The 18,332-nt window shown below is 71.6% G+C and carries 12 protein-coding genes; 6 read left to right on the top strand and 6 right to left on the bottom strand.

The window, feature by feature from the left end:
- Positions 1–12: 12 nt before the first annotated feature.
- The 4 genes from DK427_RS27325 to DK427_RS06670 form a co-directional block, all read right to left on the bottom strand.
- Positions 13–909 (bottom strand): LbetaH domain-containing protein, encoded by an 897-nt coding sequence (locus tag DK427_RS27325; protein WP_162559715.1) that lies wholly within the window; start codon positions 907–909, stop codon positions 13–15.
- Positions 906–2,096 carry an acyltransferase family protein gene (locus DK427_RS06680; protein WP_109950575.1) on the bottom strand — a complete coding sequence of 397 codons (1,191 nt, stop codon included), beginning with the start codon at positions 2,094–2,096 and terminating at the stop codon, positions 906–908. Before DK427_RS06680 ends, DK427_RS27325 begins: the two co-directional genes overlap by 4 nt.
- A 69-nt stretch (positions 2,097–2,165) precedes the next feature.
- Positions 2,166–2,435, bottom strand: coding sequence for a hypothetical protein (locus DK427_RS06675; RefSeq protein WP_109950574.1), 270 nt, complete (start codon positions 2,433–2,435; stop codon positions 2,166–2,168).
- Positions 2,436–2,671: 236 nt separating this feature from the next.
- Positions 2,672–3,976 (bottom strand): polysaccharide biosynthesis/export family protein, encoded by a 1,305-nt coding sequence (locus tag DK427_RS06670; protein ID WP_162559714.1) that lies wholly within the window; start codon positions 3,974–3,976, stop codon positions 2,672–2,674.
- Between the two features lie 218 nt (positions 3,977–4,194).
- On the opposite strand from DK427_RS06670, the gene DK427_RS06665 reads away from it, so the two are divergent.
- Together DK427_RS06665 and DK427_RS06660 are read left to right on the top strand one after the other, a co-directional pair.
- Complete coding sequence (locus DK427_RS06665) at positions 4,195–5,322, top strand: alginate lyase family protein (RefSeq protein ID WP_162559713.1); 1,128 nt, start codon at positions 4,195–4,197, stop codon at positions 5,320–5,322.
- A 252-nt stretch (positions 5,323–5,574) separates the two neighbouring features.
- Entirely contained in the window at positions 5,575–7,527 is a 1,953-nt protein-coding gene (locus tag DK427_RS06660) for a M10 family metallopeptidase C-terminal domain-containing protein (protein WP_109950571.1), read from the top strand.
- A 55-nt stretch (positions 7,528–7,582) separates the two neighbouring features.
- Here the strand turns inward: DK427_RS06660 and DK427_RS06655 are convergent, their stop codons facing one another.
- Both DK427_RS06655 and DK427_RS06650 read right to left on the bottom strand, forming a co-directional pair.
- A complete protein-coding gene (locus DK427_RS06655) occupies positions 7,583–8,827 on the bottom strand; it encodes a glycosyltransferase family 4 protein (RefSeq protein ID WP_109950570.1) in 1,245 nt (414 codons plus the stop codon).
- Between the two features lie 14 nt (positions 8,828–8,841).
- Positions 8,842–10,155 (bottom strand): nucleotide sugar dehydrogenase, encoded by a 1,314-nt coding sequence (locus DK427_RS06650; RefSeq protein ID WP_109950569.1) that lies wholly within the window; start codon positions 10,153–10,155, stop codon positions 8,842–8,844.
- Between the two features lie 629 nt (positions 10,156–10,784).
- Here DK427_RS06650 and DK427_RS06645 point away from each other — a divergent pair.
- The 4 genes from DK427_RS06645 (at position 10,785) to DK427_RS06635 (ending at position 18,322) form a co-directional block, all read left to right on the top strand.
- The gene (locus DK427_RS06645; protein ID WP_109950568.1) at positions 10,785–12,239 is read left to right on the top strand and encodes an undecaprenyl-phosphate glucose phosphotransferase; all 1,455 of its coding nucleotides are present in this window, start codon (positions 10,785–10,787) and stop codon (positions 12,237–12,239) included.
- A gap of 65 nt (positions 12,240–12,304) precedes the next feature.
- A complete protein-coding gene (locus tag DK427_RS26120) occupies positions 12,305–13,792 on the top strand; it encodes an O-antigen ligase family protein (RefSeq protein ID WP_162559712.1) in 1,488 nt (495 codons plus the stop codon).
- Complete coding sequence (locus DK427_RS06640; RefSeq protein ID WP_162559711.1) at positions 13,752–16,103, top strand: GumC family protein; 2,352 nt, start codon at positions 13,752–13,754, stop codon at positions 16,101–16,103. Before DK427_RS26120 ends, DK427_RS06640 begins: the two co-directional genes overlap by 41 nt.
- Complete coding sequence (locus tag DK427_RS06635; protein ID WP_109950566.1) at positions 16,100–18,322, top strand: polysaccharide biosynthesis tyrosine autokinase; 2,223 nt, start codon at positions 16,100–16,102, stop codon at positions 18,320–18,322. The genes DK427_RS06640 and DK427_RS06635 overlap by 4 nt, the downstream gene beginning before the upstream one ends.
- Positions 18,323–18,332 lie beyond the last annotated feature (10 nt).

Here is an 18,332-nt window from a genome sequence, read left to right as displayed (position 1 = left end):
CCGGGTTGACGATCAGGGACGCGGCGGCGCGGCCGGAGCCCGCGCGGCCGCGATCGCATCGAGCGCCCGCCGCGCCTCCGGGTCGGTGACGGGCCGGCGCATGGCCTCGCGCCAGCGCGCGAGCTCGGAGAGCGGCAGGCGCCACCACTGCGACGCGATCAGCGCCCGCCGGACCTCTTCGGGGAAGCGGTAGCGGACCACCCGGGCCGGGACGCCGACCGCGACCGCGAAATCGGGTACGTCGCGCGTGACCACGGCGCCCGCTCCGACCACCGCGCCGATGCCGATGCGGCGGCAGCCCGGCGTGATCACGGCGTACTCGCCGACCCAGGCATCGTGGCAGATCTCGAGCCGAGGCGGCGGATTGGGCAGGTTCTCGAAGGAACCGTAGCTGCCCTCGTAGAAGGCCGGGCTCGTGGCGATCCGGTCCAGCGGGTGGTTGAACGACCAGCAGGCGGTCTGGGCGATCGAGACGTAGCGTCCGACCCGCAGGCCCTCCCTCAGGTGCCAGGTGGGATAGAGCACCGAGCCGTACGAGTAGGCGCCGACGCTGACGCGGTTCCGCTCCCAGAGGACCTGCCGCAGGCTGTAGCTGTAGGCCGATCCGCCCTCCCACCGGCGCAGGCGCCAGACCCAGCGCGACGGCAGGCGCCGACCCAGCACCGCGAGAAGCAGGCGCAGGCGCCAGGACCGGCGCAGGCCGGGATCCGACAGGTCGGGGCCGGCGGCCTCGCCCGGCGCGGCACTTCCCTCCGAGAGCACGGCAGCAGTTGCCCGAAGGGAACGGAACGGGTCGCCCGCGCCCGGATCCGGCGCATCGGCGAGCGGGTCGCGCCCATCCTGCCCCGTGCGCCCCTCGGGCAACGGCGCCACGGGCCGACGAGCCGGGAAACGTGCGGGCGCGCTCATCGGCCGAGCACCTCGCCCGCATCGGCGAGCCGGGGCGCGAGCGCCGCCGGGGCCCGGCGCCCGGGTGGGCGCGGCCCGAAGCGGTGGCGCAGGCCGAGCACCGGCCGGGCGACGAGGATCTGCGAGAGCCACGCGAGGCCCAGCGTGGCCGCCGTGCCGCCGAGGCACATCACCAGCGTCTGGGCTCCCGAGAGCGCGTAGGCCGACCGAACGTCCATCAGGTACAGCCCGGCCGACAGCGGCACGAAGTGCCAGAGGTAAGCGCCGTAGGACACCTGCCCGATCCAGCGCAGCGGGCGCCACTCGAGAACGGAGAGCAGCGGTGCGCCGCGCGCGCTCGCGTAGAGGACGACGAAGAGGAGGCCGAGCGCGACGCCCTGCAGCGTGTAGCGCAGGGTCGCGCGGAACATCGGGTCGCGGATCGTCAGGGACAGGAGCATCAGAAGCCCCGCGAGGGCCAGCAGCGGCACGCCCCGGTCCCGGACCCGAACGAGCCAGGCGGGGAAGCGGGCGAACACCACGGCGAGCCAGGCCCCGTAGGCGATCGAGTCGAAGCGTGCATCGCTCGCCTTGTAGGTCCATTCGGGGTCGAAACGCCCGGAGGCCTCGACGACGGCGCGCCAGACCGGGCTGATCAACAGGACCGCGCTCAGGATCAAGAGGAGCCGGCGCGGCGCGCTCCCATTCAGGATGAGCACCAGCGGGAAGATGAGGTAGAAATGCTCCTCGACGGCCAGGGACCAGAGCGAGTGCCAGTCGGCACAGGTCTCGATGCACATGCCCTGGGCCAGATGATAGTAGTTCGTGACGTAGAACAGCGCCGCCAGCAGCTCGGCCGGGCGGATCACCTTGCCGAGCACGAGTGCGAGCGCTCCCGTGACCAGCACGAAGACCGTAAGTTCCGGCGCGAGCCGCAGGAAGCGCCGGACGTAGAAGTTGCGCAGGTCGATGCGCCCGCTCGCATCGCTCTCGCGCAGCAGCAGGGTGGTGATCAGGAAGCCGCTGAGGAAGAAGAAGATCGTCACCCCGAGGCCGCCGGGCACGATCCGCCCGAGCCCGTAATGGCCGAGCATCACCACGAGGACGGCGACGGCGCGGATCCCGTCGAGCCCCGGGATGATCGCGCGGCGGGTGAGGGCCTGGACCGCGGCCGGCGGCGCGGCGGGACGTTCGGTGTCGGTCTGCATCGGTGTCTCCCCCTGGCTGCGGGACACGCGGCTATCGAAACGGCCACATCGCGGATTCACATCGCGGGTTCAGCGGGAGCGGGTCTCGCGGAAGTCGCTCCAGCGCAGGCCGACGGCGCGCCGCGTGATCACGAGCCTCTCCGCGGCGGATTCGCCGGGCGGAGGTTCGCCGGGCGCGGCCGGCGCGGCATGCGCGAGGCGCTTGAAGTCGAGCCAGGTCGCGATGCGGTTGCCGCATCCCTCGCACTCGACCATCGTCGCGTCGTTGAAGTCGGCCGGCAGCCGGATGCTCGGGCTGCCGCAGGACGTGCAGGAGAAGGTGTTCGTGACGCCGGTCATGAGGCCTCCTGGGGGCGTGAGGGTGGGGCGCCCCGGGGACGACTTCAGTCGTCGATGACGGGAGCGCGGTCGGCGGCCTCGAGGAACAGCGCGAGGGCCGCGAGGTGGAGGATGGCGCAGATCAGCATGGCGGCGGCTCGGCGATGGATACCGCGGACGCGGTGCGCGCCATCCTGTCGACGAGGTCTTGGGACCGCCTTAACGCGGATCCCCGCCCCGGCCGGCGCCGCCGCGCGCTACTGCGTCGGCTTGAAATCGTACTCGACGCGCAAGGCCACCTCGACCGTATCGCCCGGCCGCAGATCAGTGTCCTCGTCGGCCGTGATCCGCTGGATGCGTGCCGGGTCGGCGCGCCGGATCACGGTGATCTGGGGGGCGCCGCCGGTGCCACGCACGAGTTGCGAGCGCACGACGCCGGTGTAGAGCAGCTTCTCGCCGGTGGCCTGAAGCTTGGCCCGCGTCTGGGCGAGCTTCACGTCCGAATCCTGCAGGTCGCGCAGCAGGTCGCCGCGACGCTGATCCTCCATCCGGTCGATGGCGCGCGTCGCGTCCTGACGCTCCTTCTTGGTCTGCTCGACCTGCACGCCGATCTGGAGTGCGCGCGTCGAGGAGAGCAGGCTCAGGCGCCGGGTTTCGAGCGAGCGGGTGATCGGCACGATGCCGCGCTTGTTCAGGTCGGCGATGCGCTCGATCTCGCTGGCGTCGAGCTTGGCCCCCTCCTCCTCCTTGACCTGCTGGTCCGTCATCGTCCGGATGCGGTCCTCGGTGAGCTTGAGGGCCTGGCGCAGGTGCGCACGCTCTTTCGTCACGTCCGCGTTGCGGGCGTTCAGCAGATCCTGCTCGTTGCGCAGGATCCGGTCGCGCACGGTGGCCGGGAGCGGCACCTCGGTCAGCGCCGCCTTGTCGATCGCCGGGCGCCCCTCGAGTTCCGCCCGCAGCCGTGCCGAGACCGCCTGGGCGCGGGCAAAGTCGGCCCAGAGGTTCTCGTACTCGCCCCTGAGGTCCGCGGTCTGCAGGATCGGACTCTCCATGCGGAAGCGCTGCAGGTCGTAGCCGCCGGCGAGCGATACCGCCTGCCGGACGCTGAGCCCCGCCCGGAAGGGCTGCTCGCCGGGCTTGGCGACGTCCCCACTCACATAGACCGGCCGGTACTCGGCCACGCTCAGCGTGATCTCCTCGCCCGAGATCGCCGTGAGGTTCTCGCGCCCGTCCTGGCCGCGGATCGTCAGGCTGCGGTGGGGCAGCAGGTCGCGCACCCGATCGCGAACCGCCCCGACCGTCAGACCGGCCGCCCGCACCTGACCGATCAGCGGAACGGCGACCGCGCCGTCGAGGTCGACGGTGAGCTTCTGCTTCAGGTCGGGAACGCCCGCGACGGAGAATTCGAGGCTGTCGCCGGGTTGCAGCAGGTACTCGGCCGCGGTTGCAGCCGATCCGAGGGTGGCGTGCAGCAGCGCGGCGAGGCCGAGGCACGCCGCCAGGGCCGAAGCGCGCGGGCGCCGGAGGGATGCACCGAAGGGGTCGGATCGCCTGTAGCTCAAGAGCAAAACTCCTCGCGAAGACAGTTGATACCCTTTGAAATTATCTGCCAATTACCGTATATCGCAAACTTGTATATTGATATACTTAGTATTTCACGATACATCAACCTCGATTCGGGTTGCCCCGATCTTCGGCGAGGGAGTGCGGCATGGGGTGCAGCGTGGACGGCGGGCGGATTTGGTCCGGATTCCGGGCCACGCGACCCACGAGGGGCGCGGTGCCGGGGCTCGTGCTTCTGCTCGCCCTCGGCTCGGCCTGCGGGGCGCGGGCCGAGGCGGGGCGCATCGCCTCCGGCTTCCTTCTCGACGAAGCCCGGAACCGGCTCGGCCGGCCGGCCGGCGCCTTCGCCTGCCCCAACCCGGTCGAGCCGCTCACCGACATGGCGCGCTTCCGCTCGCGTTACGATCCCAAGGATCCGACGCAGTCGCGTGTCGATCCCGAGCGCGAGCGCGCCGAGGCGGCCCGGGGAACCCGTCTCGCGAGCTTCGGCAACGGCCTCGCCCACCTGTCCGACCGCGCGGTGACGGCCCGTCCGCGCGATCCGGAGATCGCGCGCTGCGTCCTCCGGCACCTCGACCGCTGGGCGGAGGCGGGCGCGCTCCTCGGCAGCGCCGCCGACAACGACGAGCTCGGCCGGCATCAGGCGGTGATGACCCAGGCCTGGCAGCTCGCGACCTACGCGGCCGCGCTGCTCAAGATCGGCCCGGAGGGGCTCGATCCCGGCGCGCTGGCGCGCACCCGGGACTGGATCGGCCAACTCGCCCGCTCGGTCGTGGCCGAGTACTCGGTCGACAACCAATGGTCGCGCCACGGCGCCAACCACCTGTACTGGGCCGGGCTCGCGGTCGGCTACGCGGGTGCCGCCCTGCAGGATTCCGGCCTGCGGGACTTCGCCCTTCGGGCGCTCCGGCGTGGGCTCGCCGACATCGACGAGACCGGCGCCCTGCCGGCCGAGATCGGCCGAGGCAGCCGCGGCGCGATCTACCAGAACTTCGCGACCCTGCCGCTCGTCGCCCTGGTGCGCTTCGCCGACGCGAACGGCGTCGCGCTCACGCCGGACGAGGAGCGGGCGCTCAACCGGCTCCTGACCTTCGACGCGGCGCTCGCCCGCGACCCGGCCACGCTGGAGGCACGTACCGGCGTGCGGCAGGCCCCGGCCCGCGACCGCAGCTCGCTCGCCTGGATCGACATAGTGCTGCCCCGCCTGCGCGGGCGCGACCCGGCCCGGGCGGCGGATCTCGAGGACCTCGCCGCGCGCTTCGGCGCCCGTCCGTCCTGGCACGCCTTCCTGGGGGGCAATGCCGGGCTCGTCTACAACCCGGCCGACCAGAGACCGGAGCGCTGAGCCAGACGAGGCGCCGGACGAGGCGCCGGACGGCTGAACCCGCGGCAAGCGCGTCGGCGAACGGATCAATTGATCGGCCGGCGTTATCGTCTCCCTCACCAGCTCGGCCGCGGGAACGGGAGCGCGAGAAACAAGGTTGCACCCCTTAAGATACAGGCAACGAATGCCTCCTAGCGTCCGAATCGATACGAACGAAAACAACGCGGTCTCGCCGCCGATCCGATTTCGTTCGTCGATTAGGAAGTTGAAGCTATGTCTTCCCTCATCAGCGGCACGGCCGACGCCCTGCTCGACAGCATCACCGCCGCCAATCCGGCCCTCGCCGCCGTCGCGCGCCTTGCCGCAAGCCTGCCCGCCGCGCCCGTGACGGGCGGCCTGCGCTCGGTCGCGACGCTCGGCGCCGCGGACGGATGCTACTACAACGCCGCCCTCAAGACGCTCGTGGTCTACAAGGCCGGCGTCTTGCTGGACGGGATTGATTTCCGCGGCGTCAGCGTCCGCGTGGAGACCAACAACGTGACGGTCACCCGCTCGGCCTTCGACGCGGCGGCCGGCATGGCCGCGATCACCGGCGTCGCCGGCACCAGCGGGCTCACCGTCACAAACTCCACCTTCGACGGGCTGAAGCTCGACCGCGCCTACAACGACTTCATCATCGCCCAGGGTCGCAACACCACGATCACGGGCAACCGCTTCCTGAACGCCCCGAGCGACGCGGTCTACATCGAGAGCGGTACGGTCGCGAACAACTACTTCTCGGGCGGCGGCTACCAGACCGGCGCGCACGCGGACGCGATCTGGGTCGGCAAGACCACGGGCCCGGTCACGATCACCGGCAACCTCATCGACTGGCGCACCAAGCCCGACGCCAAGGTCGAGACCAACAACGCCGTGCGGGTCACGGCCGAGATGGGCGCGACCTCGGACGTCACGGTGAGCGGCAACGTCCTGCTCGGCGGCGCCTACACGGTCGCGGTCAGCGAGCTCCCCTACGACAAGGGCACGATCAGCAACGTCCGGGTGACGAACAACGTGGTGTCCGCAGGGCTCTACGGGCCGCTCGACCTCGTCACGCAACCGCCGGGCCTCGTCTACACCGGCAACGCCAACGCCGCCGGCCTCGGGCTGTCGCTCGCCGCGGCGACCGGGCCCGGCGTGGCGGAACTCCTCGCCGGCACCCGCGCCGTCACCGGCACGGCGGGCGCCGACGCGCTCGTCGGCAATGCGGGGCGCGACTTCATCCAGGGCGGCGGCGGCCAGGACTGGGTCTCGGCCGGCGCGGGCGACGACGTCATCGAGGGAGGCGCCGGGCGCGACTACCTCGCGGGCGGTGCCGGCAAGGACGTGTTCCTCTACCGCGGCTTCGATGTCGGCCGCGACCTGATCAGCGATTTCGAGCACGGCAGCGACCGCATCGACCTCGCGGAGCTGCCCGGCGCGCCCGCCCAGGCCGGGGCCTGGAGCTGGCTGGGCTCCGAGCGCTTCACCGGGGCGGCGTGGCAGCTGCGCAGCGTGGCCACGGCCACCGGCACCACCCTGCTGCAGCTCGACGCCGACGGCGACCAGAGGGTCGATCTCGAGATCGAGTTCAGCGGCCAGCACAGCTTCTCGGCCGCCGACTTCATCCTGGGCACGGCGGCGAGCGCGCCCAGCGCCCCGATCGTCACGGCCCCGATCGTCACCGCTCCAATCGTCACGGCTCCGATCGCCGCCGAGCCCGTCGTGCCGGCCTTGCCGCTCGTGCTCGGCACCGACGGCAACGACATCATCACGCGCACCGGCAGCGAGGCCGTGCGTGTCGTCGCCGGCGCCGGGGGCGACAGCATCCGCACGGGCTCGGGCGACGACGTGATCGTCGGTCAGGGCGGAAAGGACATCATCGTGACCGGTGCGGGCCGCGACCGGATCGTCTACGAGCAGGCCAGCGACAGCACCGTCTCGGCGCGCGACTACATCACCGACTTCGAGGTCGGCCGCGACCTGATCGATCTCTCGGCCCTGTCCGGGTCCGCGCCCGGGTTGCCGGCCCAGCTCGACTGGATCGGCGGCAACGCCTTCTCGGGACGGGCGGGCGAGCTGCGCGCCACCGGCACGTCCGCCGGCAGCACCCTGATCCAGGCGGATCTCAACGGCGATCGCACGGCGGACTTCGCGATCGAGCTCGCCGGCCAGAAGGATCTGACCGCCGCGAGCTTCGTGCTCTGACCGGATCGCGGCGGCCGGGCCGCCCGGTCGCCGCCCGGCGTACGGGACCGCCCGCTCACGCACGCCGGGACCCCTCCCCGGCCGGGTCGAGCGCCCCGGGCAGCGCGGCCGCGGCCGGCTGCGCGCCGAGCAGCCGGGCATAGGCCGCCAGGAGCTTGGGCTCCTCGTACTGCCAGGCGAGTTGCTCGCGCACGCGGCGGCGCCCGAACGCGCCCATCTGCGTGCGCCGCTCCGGATCGTCGAGCAGTTCGAGGACCTTGTCGCCGAAATCGGCCGGGACGGTGTTGCGTGCGTACAGGGAGGCGTCCTGCGCGGAGAAGCGCCCCTCCGTCAGGTCGAACTGCACGATCGGCTTGCCGAGCGCCATGTACTCCATGATCTTGTTCATGGTGGACTTGTCGTTCATCGCGTTCGGCCGGTCGGGATTCACGCAGACGTCCGACGAGGCGAGCGCGCTGAACAGCGTCGCGTCCGGGACACGGCCCGTGAAGGTGACGTAATCGGCCAAGCCCATCCCGGTGCAGGCCGCCTCGATCTCGGCGAGCGCGGGCCCGCCGCCGACCACGACGAACTGCACGTCGTGCCGCCCGCGGACCTCGACGACGTGCCGGACCGCCTCCAGCAGCAGGTCGAGCCCCTCCTGCTGGCCGATCACGCCGACATAGCCGACGAGATGGCGCCGCCCCTTGCGCCAGGCCGGGTCGGGCGGCGGCTCCTGGATGCGCGCGAGATTGGGCCCCGAGCGGACGACGTGCACCCGCTCCGGCGCCATGCCGCCGCGCTCGATCGCGATCTGCCGGTAGGAGTTGTTGGTGGCCAGCGACACGTCCGCGACCCGGAAGGTCAGCTTCTCGACGAGCAGCATCAGGCGCCAGCCCCAGTCCCGGCGGCCGAACTTGGCCTCGTAGAGCTCGGGGTTGATGTCGTGATGATCGAAGAGGAACTTCTTGCCGAAAAGCTTGTAGAAGCCGCCGATGAGAAAGATCAGGTCCGGCGGGTTGCAGGCGTGGATCACGTCGAAGCCGCGCTCGCGCAGGACCCGCAGGCTGAGCACGAACTCCCAGAACAGGGCGCTGGCGTATTCGACGAGGTAGCCGAGCGCGCCGTGCCCCTCGTGCGGCAGCGGGTGCCGGTAGACGTGGATGCCGTCGATCTCGACGTAGCGCGCCTCGGCGTCGCGCCCGGTCGGACAGATCACCGAGACGGTGTGCCCCGCCCGGCGCAGCGCGGTCGCCTCCGACCAGACCCGCCGGTCGAAGGGGACGGGCAGGTTCTCGACGATGATGAGGATGCGGGCCATCGGGCGCCGCCCCCCTACCAGAGGAACCCGTCGTAGGACTCGCCGAGCGCCTCGGCCTCCGTGAGGCGGGCGAAGTCGAGCACCTGCTGGCTCGGTCGGATCCGTTCGACGGCGGCGCGGTATTCCGGGGCGTTGGCCGTGACGACCACGGTGTCGGTCCCCGCAAGTGCCTCGTCGAGGTTGTCGACCATCAGCTCGGCCACGTGCGGGATCACCCCGTAGAGGTAGCTGCGGTTGGCGCCCGTCAGCTTGGCGAGTTCGACATTGCGGTCGAACACCTTGATCTGGCAGCCCTTGCCCAACAGGCGCTCGATCATGTCGAGATAGGGGCTCTCGCGCAGGTCGTCGGTGCCGGCCTTGAAGCTGAAGCCCAGGAAGCAGACGCTGCGGGCGCCCGAATCCAGGATCCAGTCGATGCCGCGCTCGATCTGCTCGCGGTTCGAGCGGGCGATGTTGGCAATCACCGGCAGGTCGAGGTCGCGCGAGACCGCGTGGTGGGCGAGCGCGCGGGTGTCCTTGGGCAGGCAGGAGCCGCCGAAGGCGAAACCCGGCTTCAGGTAGGCTTTCGAGATGTTGAGCTTGGTGTCGGCGCAGAACATCTCCATCAGCCGGTGGCTGTCGATGCCCTCCTTCTTGCAGATCGCGCCGATCTCGTTGCCGAAGGTGACCTTCAGAGCGTGCCAGACGTTGTCGGCGTATTTGGCCATCTCGGCGATCTCGAGACTCGTCCTGAAGACGGGCCCCGGCAGGCCGTCGTAGAGCGCGACGAGGCGCTCGGCCGTCTCGGCGTCCACCTCGCCGATCACGGTCTTGGGCGGGTCGTAGAAATCCGTGACCGCGGTCCCCTCGCGCATGAATTCGGGGTTGCTCGCGAGCCCGAACCGCTCGCCGGCGCGGCCGCCGGCCTCCGCCTCGAGGATCGGCAGCACGCGGCCCCGCACCGTCCCGGGCAGGACGGTCGAGCGCACCACCACCGAGTGATAGGTGTTCTTGCGCGCAATCGCCCGGCCGATCTGGCGCGCCACCCCCTCGACCGCCCGGGTATCGAGCGAGCCGTTCGGCCGGCTCGGCGTGCCGACGCAGATCAGCGAGAGATCGGTCTCGCGCGCGGCCTCCTCCACGTCGAGGGTCGCCCGCAGGCGCCCGCCGGAGACCGCGTCGGCAACGTACTCGGCCACATCCCGCTCGACGATCGGCGCATGCCCGCGCGACATCAGATCGACCTTCGTCTCGTTGAGATCGACCCCCACCACGTTGTGGCCCATATGCGCCAGACAGGCCGAGCACACGGTGCCGACATACCCAAGGCCGAATACACTGACGTTCATGCCGTGAAGTCCTTCTACTGGGAGGGGGCTTCGGCCGTGCGGAGACGCGGCCGCAACGCCCTGCCGGAGCGGCGCTAATCGCTGTATGTCATGGCGGGGACTAGTGCTTATGCGGGCTTGTATTGCACTGCGTTAACTATGCCTATGCGTGGCACCGGCCGTCAATTCCGGGATTAATAATTTGTTAATTCTGGGCTGCGCAAAATTTAGTCGTTTTGCGCGGTTGCGGGACGTCGTTGGCCGCAACAATACCGCACCCGCAGCATGAGCCTTGCTGCACCGCAAGACCGGCCCGAACCCGACGCGCGCTCCCGCACGAGCGCCGCGCGGAGGCGCACGGCCCAGCGCGAGAGACCGCACGCGCGGGATCTCCGGCGGGATCTCGGGACAGCAGGATCGTCGATCCGACAAGTCTAGAGAGCCGGCGCAGTGTCATCGGCGGGCTGCAGATCCGATGCGCCCGCATGCCAACAAGTCTTCGCAACTGCCTGCGCGAACATGTGCAAAACAGCCGCGAGCCTGTCCAAAATTTGACCTTTCCGTTCTCTGGCCAGCCGTTAACGTTCCGTTAGTTGTGCACTGCCGCGTAAGGCGGGCCCCAGGACTCTCGGACAGCAAAGGCCTGGCACATGGCGCTTTCCCTCGAGGATGTTCAGCACCCGGTCGTCCGGCTCGATCCGTCGAGCCGCCGCCAGCCTGCCGTTCACATCCCCGCACAGGTTCTGGGCGTCGGCGCCGCGCTCGCCGATTGGGTGGCGATCGCCCTCAGCGCCTGCCTCGCCGGGCTCGCCTACCGGGGTCTGACAGCGGTGCCGGCGGTCGGCGGCCGAGACGTGTACCTCGCCACCGGCGCGGTCTTCGCCTCGCTCTACGTGCTGCGGATGCACGGGCGCGGTCACTACGCCGTCGAACGCCTCACCATCCGTCCGGTCCCCGTCTCCGAGATGGTCTCCGCCTGGATCATGGTGATCGGCATCTGTGCCGGCCTCGCCTTCATCCTGAAGATCGGCGAGGACGTCTCGCGCGGCTTCTTCCTCATCTTCGCGGGCTCGGGACTCGCCGTGGTGGTAGGCCTGCGGGTCGGCGCGCAGTGGCTGTGCCGGCGCGCCGCAGGCTCCCGGATGATCGCCGACCGGCCGGTCCTGCTCCTGGGCGAGCGCGCCGAGGTGGGAAGCCACGGCCTGCACCGGCGCCTGCGCGAGTCCGGATACCGGGTGATCGACGCGCTCCCTTGCGAGTTCCGCTCAAAGGCCGAGGTCTCCGCCTGCGCCGCCGAGGCGATCCGCCGCTCGCGCAGTGAGCCGGTGGAGGAGATCCTGATCTGCGTGAACTGGTCGCGCGTCGACGACCTCGAGAACCTGCTGCAGTGCCTGCGCGTCCTGCCGCTGCCGGCGCTCGTGCTCGCCGACCACAAGGTCCGCAACCTGCTCGCCAAGCCCGTCACCCGGGTCGGGTCCGTGCTGGCGCTGGAGGTGCAGCGCAGCCCGCTGAGCCTCGGCGAGCAGGCGGCCAAGCGCACCCTCGACGTCTTGCTCGCGGCGGTCGCCCTCGTCCTGCTCTCGCCCCTGCTCGTCCTCGTGGCCGCCGCCGTGCGGCTGGAGAGCCCCGGTCCGGCCCTGTTCCGGCAGACGCGGATCGGCTTCAGCGGCCGCCGCTTCCAGATCTACAAGTTCCGCTCGATGCGCGTGCAGGACGACGGCCCGGTGATCCGGCAGGCGACCCGGGACGACCGGCGCGTCACCCGGATCGGCCGCCTGCTGCGCCGCACCAGCATCGACGAGCTGCCGCAGCTCCTCAACGTCCTGCGGGGCGACATGTCCCTGGTCGGTCCGCGTCCCCACGCGCTCGCGCACGACGACCAGTACACGCGGGTGATCGCGCCCTACGCCTACCGGCACCACGTGAAGCCCGGCATCACCGGACTGGCTCAGGTCAACAAGTGCCGCGGCGAGACCGAGACCGTCGACAAGATGGCCCGGCGCGTCTCCTACGACATCCAGTACATCAACCGCTGGAGCATCTGGCTGGACCTGCGGATCATCCTGCTGACCGCCGTCCAGGTCTTCAAGCACGACGCCTACTAGGGATCCTCCCGACCGCCGCCGGCCAGAACCGGCCCATCGCTTCCACCGCCCGCCGAGGAGACTTCGTGACAGCGCACGCCGCACACGGTTCGGCCCTCACGCCGCGCGTCCGCGCCGGATCGTGGACGCCGCCCGGCACGCAGGCGCCGCCCGGCACGCAGGCGCCGCTCCGGGCCCAGGCGCCGCTCCGGGCCCAGGTGCCGCTGCGGGCGCAGGCGCCGTTCTGGGCGGCCCTGATCCTGCTCGGCGCCTATCTGGGCCCCGCCGAGATGGCCGTGAAGGTCGGCATCGTGCTGACCACTCTGCGGCTCGCGCTGCTGATCATGCTGGCCTGGGCCGGGGCCGTGCTGGCGAGCCGGCTCGCGAGCGGGCGCTACGTCTTCGTGCTGTCGGACGGGCTGGTGCTGGTGCTGGTGCTCTGGATGGAGCTCGCACTCTACGCCACGACCGGCCCGGAGGCCGTCACCAGCGCCGTCGGGCTGCGCCCGGTCGAATTCCTCAGCGCCTATCTGGCCGGGCGCTTCATCTTCGGCCGGCGCGCGGGGATCGGGCCCTTCGTCCAGGTCCTCCTCGTCGTCGTCGGGCTGCTTGTGCTGCTCGGCCTCGTCGATCTCGCCGCCGGGGAGAACATCCTCGGGCGCCTCGCGCGCCAGTATTTCGGCGTCGACCGCAACGCCCTCTACATCACGCAGTACCGCATGGGCCTGCCCCGCGCGCGGGCGAGCTTCGAGCACGCGATCCTGTTCGGGACGTTCTTCTCGGTCTGCGCGCCGCTGCTCTACTACCTCTCGCCCGGGCGGCTCACCTGGATCGCAGGCCTCGGCCTGTGCCTCGCCGGCATCGTGCTGGCGCTCTCCTCGGCACCGATGCTGGCCTTCGGCATCTTCGCCGCGCTCGCGACCTTCGACCGCCTGCTCGACCGCGCCCCCTGGCGCTGGGCCGCCCTCCTGGTCCTCGTCGTCTACGGCATCGCGATGCTGCTCGCCTTCGTGGACGACCCGCTGCGGACCCTCGTCAACCTGTTCACGCTCGAGCCGGAGACCGGGGTCTACCGGTTCCTGATCTGGGAATGGGTCGCCTACAACCTCCAGCCGACGCCCTGGTTCGGCATCGGCCTGCGCGACTGGGTGCGGCTCTCCACCATGGTGTCGAGCGTCGACGCCCTCTGGCTCGGCCAAGCGCTCCACGCGGGCTATGTCGGGGTCGCGCTGCTCGCCCTCGTGATCGTGGGCGCCTTCTTCGCCTGGCCGGGCCGCGCCACGCCGCCACGGCGGCCCGACCCCGTCGTCGGGACGGCTGCCAAGGCGGTGACGATCGCGCTCGTCCAGATGATCTTCGTCTCGTTCACGGTGCATTACTGGGGCACCTGCTGGGCCTTCTTCGCCCTGCTGATCGGCATGCGGGCCGGCCTCACCGAGGCCGCGCGGCTCGATGCCGGGCAACCGGCCCCCCGCCCCGGTCCGGGCTTCGGCCCAGGTTTCCACCGCGGCCCGGCGGGGCCGGATCCCCGCCATGGACGCGCTCGCAGGGAGGCTCGCCGCGCCGATGCTTGACCGGACCCCCGGATCCTTCCTGGGCCGCGGCCGCCCGCTGCCCCCCGACGCCCCGAAGGTCAACGATCCCGGCGACGTCACCTACCTGATCGCGGTGGTGCGCCGCTGGCGGCGCCTGATCGGCGGGTTCGTGCTCGCGGGCCTCGCGGTCAGCCTCGCCTACCTGCTCCTCGCGACCCCGCAATACAGGGCGACCGCCCGCATCCTCATCGACTTCCGCCGCCTCGCCGACATCGGCCAGGACCAGTTCGCGATCAACAATCGGGTCAACGACGCCGCCGTCGAGAGCCAGGCGACAATCATGACCTCCGAGGGGGTGCTGCGCGCCGTCATCCGTGCGGAGAAGCTCGACGCGGACCCGGAATTCGCCGAGGACGGCAGCGCCCTCGACCGGCTGCTCGCGCTCGCAGGTCTCGCCGACCCGGCCGACGCGTCCCCGGCCGGGCGCGAGCGCCGGACGATCGAGGCGCTCGGCCGGCGCGTCACGGCCCAGCGGGTCGGCGTGTCCTACGTGGTCGAGCTGCGCTTCCTGTCGGCGGACGCCGCCAAGGCGGCGCGCATCGCTAACGCGCTCGCCCGGGCCTACGTGGACGACCAGCTCGCGGCCAAGCGGGAGGCCGCCGGCAGCGCCAACGGCTGGTACCGCGACCGGGTCGCCGAGCTGCAGGCCCAGGCCGGGGAAGCCGAGAAGGCGGCGGTCGCCTACCGGGGGGCCAACCGGATCATGCTCGCCGACGGCAAGTACGTGGACGAGCAGCTGCTGAGCGAGCTGAGCAGCCGCCTCGTCGCGGTCCAGGGCGAGCGCAGCGAGGCGGAGGCCAAGCTCGCCCGGATCGAGGCGATCCTGAGCGCGGGCGGAGCCGGCGCGGTCGCGGACGAGTTCCAGAACAACCTGATCACCGGCCTGCGCCAGAAGGCGGCCGAGATCCGGCGCCGCATGGCCGAGATCACCGCGCGCTCGGGCGGCGACCACGACGCGGTCGAGCGCGCCCGCCAGGACCTCCAGGCGACGGAGGCCTCGATCGCCGACGAGTTCCGCCGCATCGCTCAGGGCTACCGCAGCACCGCCGCGGTGGCGCGCCTCAACGAGCAGACGATCACCCGCGACCTCGAGGATCTCGCCCGGCGCTCGGCCGAGGCGCAGGGGGTGCGCGTGCAGCTCGCGCAGCTGCAGAGCGTGGCCGACACCTACAAGACCATGCGGGACAGCTTCCTCACCCGCTTCGCCGAGGCCGCGCAGGAGCAGACCTTCCCGGTCACCGAGGCGCGCATCATCAGCGGCGCCTCCGAGCCGAACCGGCCCGCGACCCCGAACTGGTACAAGGCCTTCGCGGCCGGCCTCTCGCTCAGCTTCGGCCTCGGCTTCGTCGTGGCCCTCGGGCGGGACGTGCTGACGCGGCGCGTGCGCGACCGCCGCCAGCTCGCCGCCGCCGTCGGCAGCCCCTGCATCGCGGTGATCGCCGACCTGCCCGCGCTCGCCGCGCCGCCCGCGCCCGGGCGGAACCCGATCGCGGAGGCGGCGCGCCTGCCCTTCTCGGCGCTCGCCGAGAGCCTGCGGGCCGTCCGCCTCACGGCCGACGCGCGCTTCGAGGGGACGGCGTCCGGCACGGTGCTGGGCCTCGTCTCGGCGGTCTCGGGCGACGGCGTGACCACGCTCGCGGGCAACCTCGCCACCCTCCTGGCGCGCAGCGGCAGCCCGACCCTGCTGATCGATCTCGACCTGCGCGGCCGAACACTCACCCGGCTGACGCGCGACACCGCCGCGACGGACACGGAGGCCGGCCTGCAGGACGTGCTCGACGGACGCGTGCCGATCAGCGCGATCGTGCGCCGTCAGCCGTCGGGCCTGCACGTCCTGCCGGCCAGCACCCACGCCGACCGGCTGCACCCCTCGGAGCGGATCGCCGCGCCCCAGCTCGCCAATCTGCTGGAGATGGCCCGCGCCGGCTACCGCTACGTCGTCCTCGACCTGCCGCCCATGCTGCCGGTCTCCGATGCCCGCGCCGCGGCCGCCCTCGTGGACGGTTTCGTGATGGTCGCGCGCTGGAACCAGACCAGCCTCGACGACCTGCAGGCCGCGGTCGCGCTCAACCCCGAGATCGCCGCCAAGCTGATCGGCGCGATCATGAACCGGGCGGATCCCGACGTGCTCGCGGTCTTCGACGACACCGTGCTGGACCGCAGCCTCACCTATCTGCGCCGGGCCCGCCGCCCGGAGCGCGAGGGAGCCGCCGGCCGGGCGCCGCGGCCTGAGCCCGAGTCCGAACACGCGCCCCAGACCGCCTCTGACGCCGGAGTCGAGACCCGATGAATTACCTCGACCGAGACCTCGTGAGCGTGCCCTACGAGGGGAGCGCCGCCGTCCAGCAGCCCCTGCAGAACCTCCTGCGCACGGCGCTCGGTGTCGTCCGCCGGGGCTGGCGCAAGATCGCGCTCGGAGCCCTGCTCGGGTTGCTGGTGGCCGCCGGCATCGGATACTCGCTGACGCCGCTCTACCGGGCGAGCGCCGAGATCTCGATCGACCCGCGCCGGCTGAGCGTCTTGTCGACCAAGGACGAGCGCAAGCGGCAGGAGCCGGTCTTCGACCCGGCCCGGGTCGACAGCCTGATGGAATCGGCCCGCTCCGACCGGACCGTGCGGGCCGTGGTGACGGCGCTGAAGCTCGACGACGACCCGGAATTCAACGGGACGCGAACCGGGCTCCTCGACGGCGTGAAGGCGTGGTTCGGCGCCGAGGCGGATGCACCCACACCCGAGGCGCGCTTCGAGGCCGCGGTCGAGTCGGTCGGCAGCCGCTTCAGCGCCGCGCGGATCGACAACACCTTCGTGTTCGAGGCGCGCTTCCTCGCCGAGACGCCCCGACAAGCCGCCCGCGTGGCCAACGGCTTCGCTCAGGCCTTCCTCGACGAGCAGGTGGGCGCCAACAGCGAGACCTCGGCCCAGGCAGCGGGCTGGCTCAAGGCGCGGCTCGACGAGGTCGGCGCGCAGGCGGCCAAGGCCGATTCCGCGGTGGTCGCGTTCAAGCGGGAGCACAACATCGCGGTCGCTGACGGCAAGTCCATCGACGAGCTCGCCCTCACGGCGATCGGAAGCCTGCTGACCGAGGCGGTGGGCAACACCGCGACGGCCAAGGCCAAGCTCGACCGGGTCGAGGCCGTGAACGCCCAGGCGCCCCCCGACCTCGCCGTCGCCGACGCCCTCACGAACGAGGTGATCACCAAGCTGCGCCAGCAATATCTCGACACCAATCAGCGCGTCGCCGATCTCGTCGCGCGCTTCGGCGCCGATCACCCGCTGGTCCAGCGCCTGCGGGCGGACGCGGAGACGACCCTCGGCTCGATCCGGAGCGAGCTGAAGCGCATCGAGGAGGTCTATCGCAGCGACCTCGCGATCGCCCAGTCGCGCGAGGCGGCGCTGCGGCAGAACCTCGCCCAGCAATTCGCCCGAACGAGCGACATCGGCCAGAATCAGGTCAAGCTGCAGCAGCTCGAGAGCACCGCCCGGACCACGCGGCAGGCCTACGAGGACTACGCCCAGCGCTACATCCAGGCAGTCCAGCAGCAGAGCTTCCCGGTCTCGGAGGCGCGCGTCATCACCGAGGCGAGCCCGCCCACCAAGAAGTTCTCGCCCAAGCGCACCCTCCTGATGGCGCTCGGACTCGTCGGCGGCGGCCTGATCGGCCTGTTCGCGGCGGTGGCGGCCGAGTTCTCCGACCAGAGCCTGCGCACCCGGCGCGACATCGTCTCGGCCTTCGGCTGCCACTGCCTCGGCTACATCCCGAGCACCGCGGCGGACGCCCGGATGGGCGGCCGGCTCCGGCGCGGGGCGCCCGGGCGGCTCGCCCTCGACCACGTCCTGCACAACCCCTTCTCGATCGAGGCCGAGACCCTGCGGACCGTGAAGGTCGCCGCCGACCTCGCCCGGGAGGAGGAGGGCGCGCGCGTCATCGGCGTGGTCTCGTGCCTGCCCGACGAGGGCAAGACCATGGTGGCGGCCAACCTCGCCCACCTGATCGCCCAGAACGGGGCGCGGGTGCTCCTGATCGACGGCGACCTGCGCAAGGCCGAGCTGACCGAGGCCCTCGCGCCGGACGCCCGCACCGGCATCGACGGCGTCCTCTTCGGCGGGGCCGACCTCGCCGACGCGGTGCGCACCTCGGCCAATCCCCGCCTCGACCTCCTGCCCGCCCGCACCGGGCTCGCCCAGCGCGACGGGCACGAGATCCTCGGCTCGCGGGCGATGCGCGACCTGCTCGCCGAGGCCGAGCGCGACTACGACTACGTGGTGGTCGACCTGCCGCCGATCCTGTCGGTGGTCGACGCCCGGGCGATGGCCCCGCTCCTCGACGGGGTCGTCCTCGTGGTCGAGTGGGGCGCCACCTCGCGCGAGGTGGTGGCCGACGCCCTGCGCTCCGCGCCCGCCCTGCACGACCGCCTGCTCGGCATCGTCCTCAACAAGGTCGCGATGCCGCACCTGCCCCGCTACGGCGACCAGGGCCACGCCTACGCCCCGGCCCGAATCGGCGCCTGACCCCAGAGAG

It is taken from the genome of Methylobacterium radiodurans, from assembly GCF_003173735.1.
Classification (GTDB): domain Bacteria; phylum Pseudomonadota; class Alphaproteobacteria; order Rhizobiales; family Beijerinckiaceae; genus Methylobacterium; species Methylobacterium radiodurans.
This window is presented reverse-complemented; position numbering and strand designations above follow the sequence as displayed.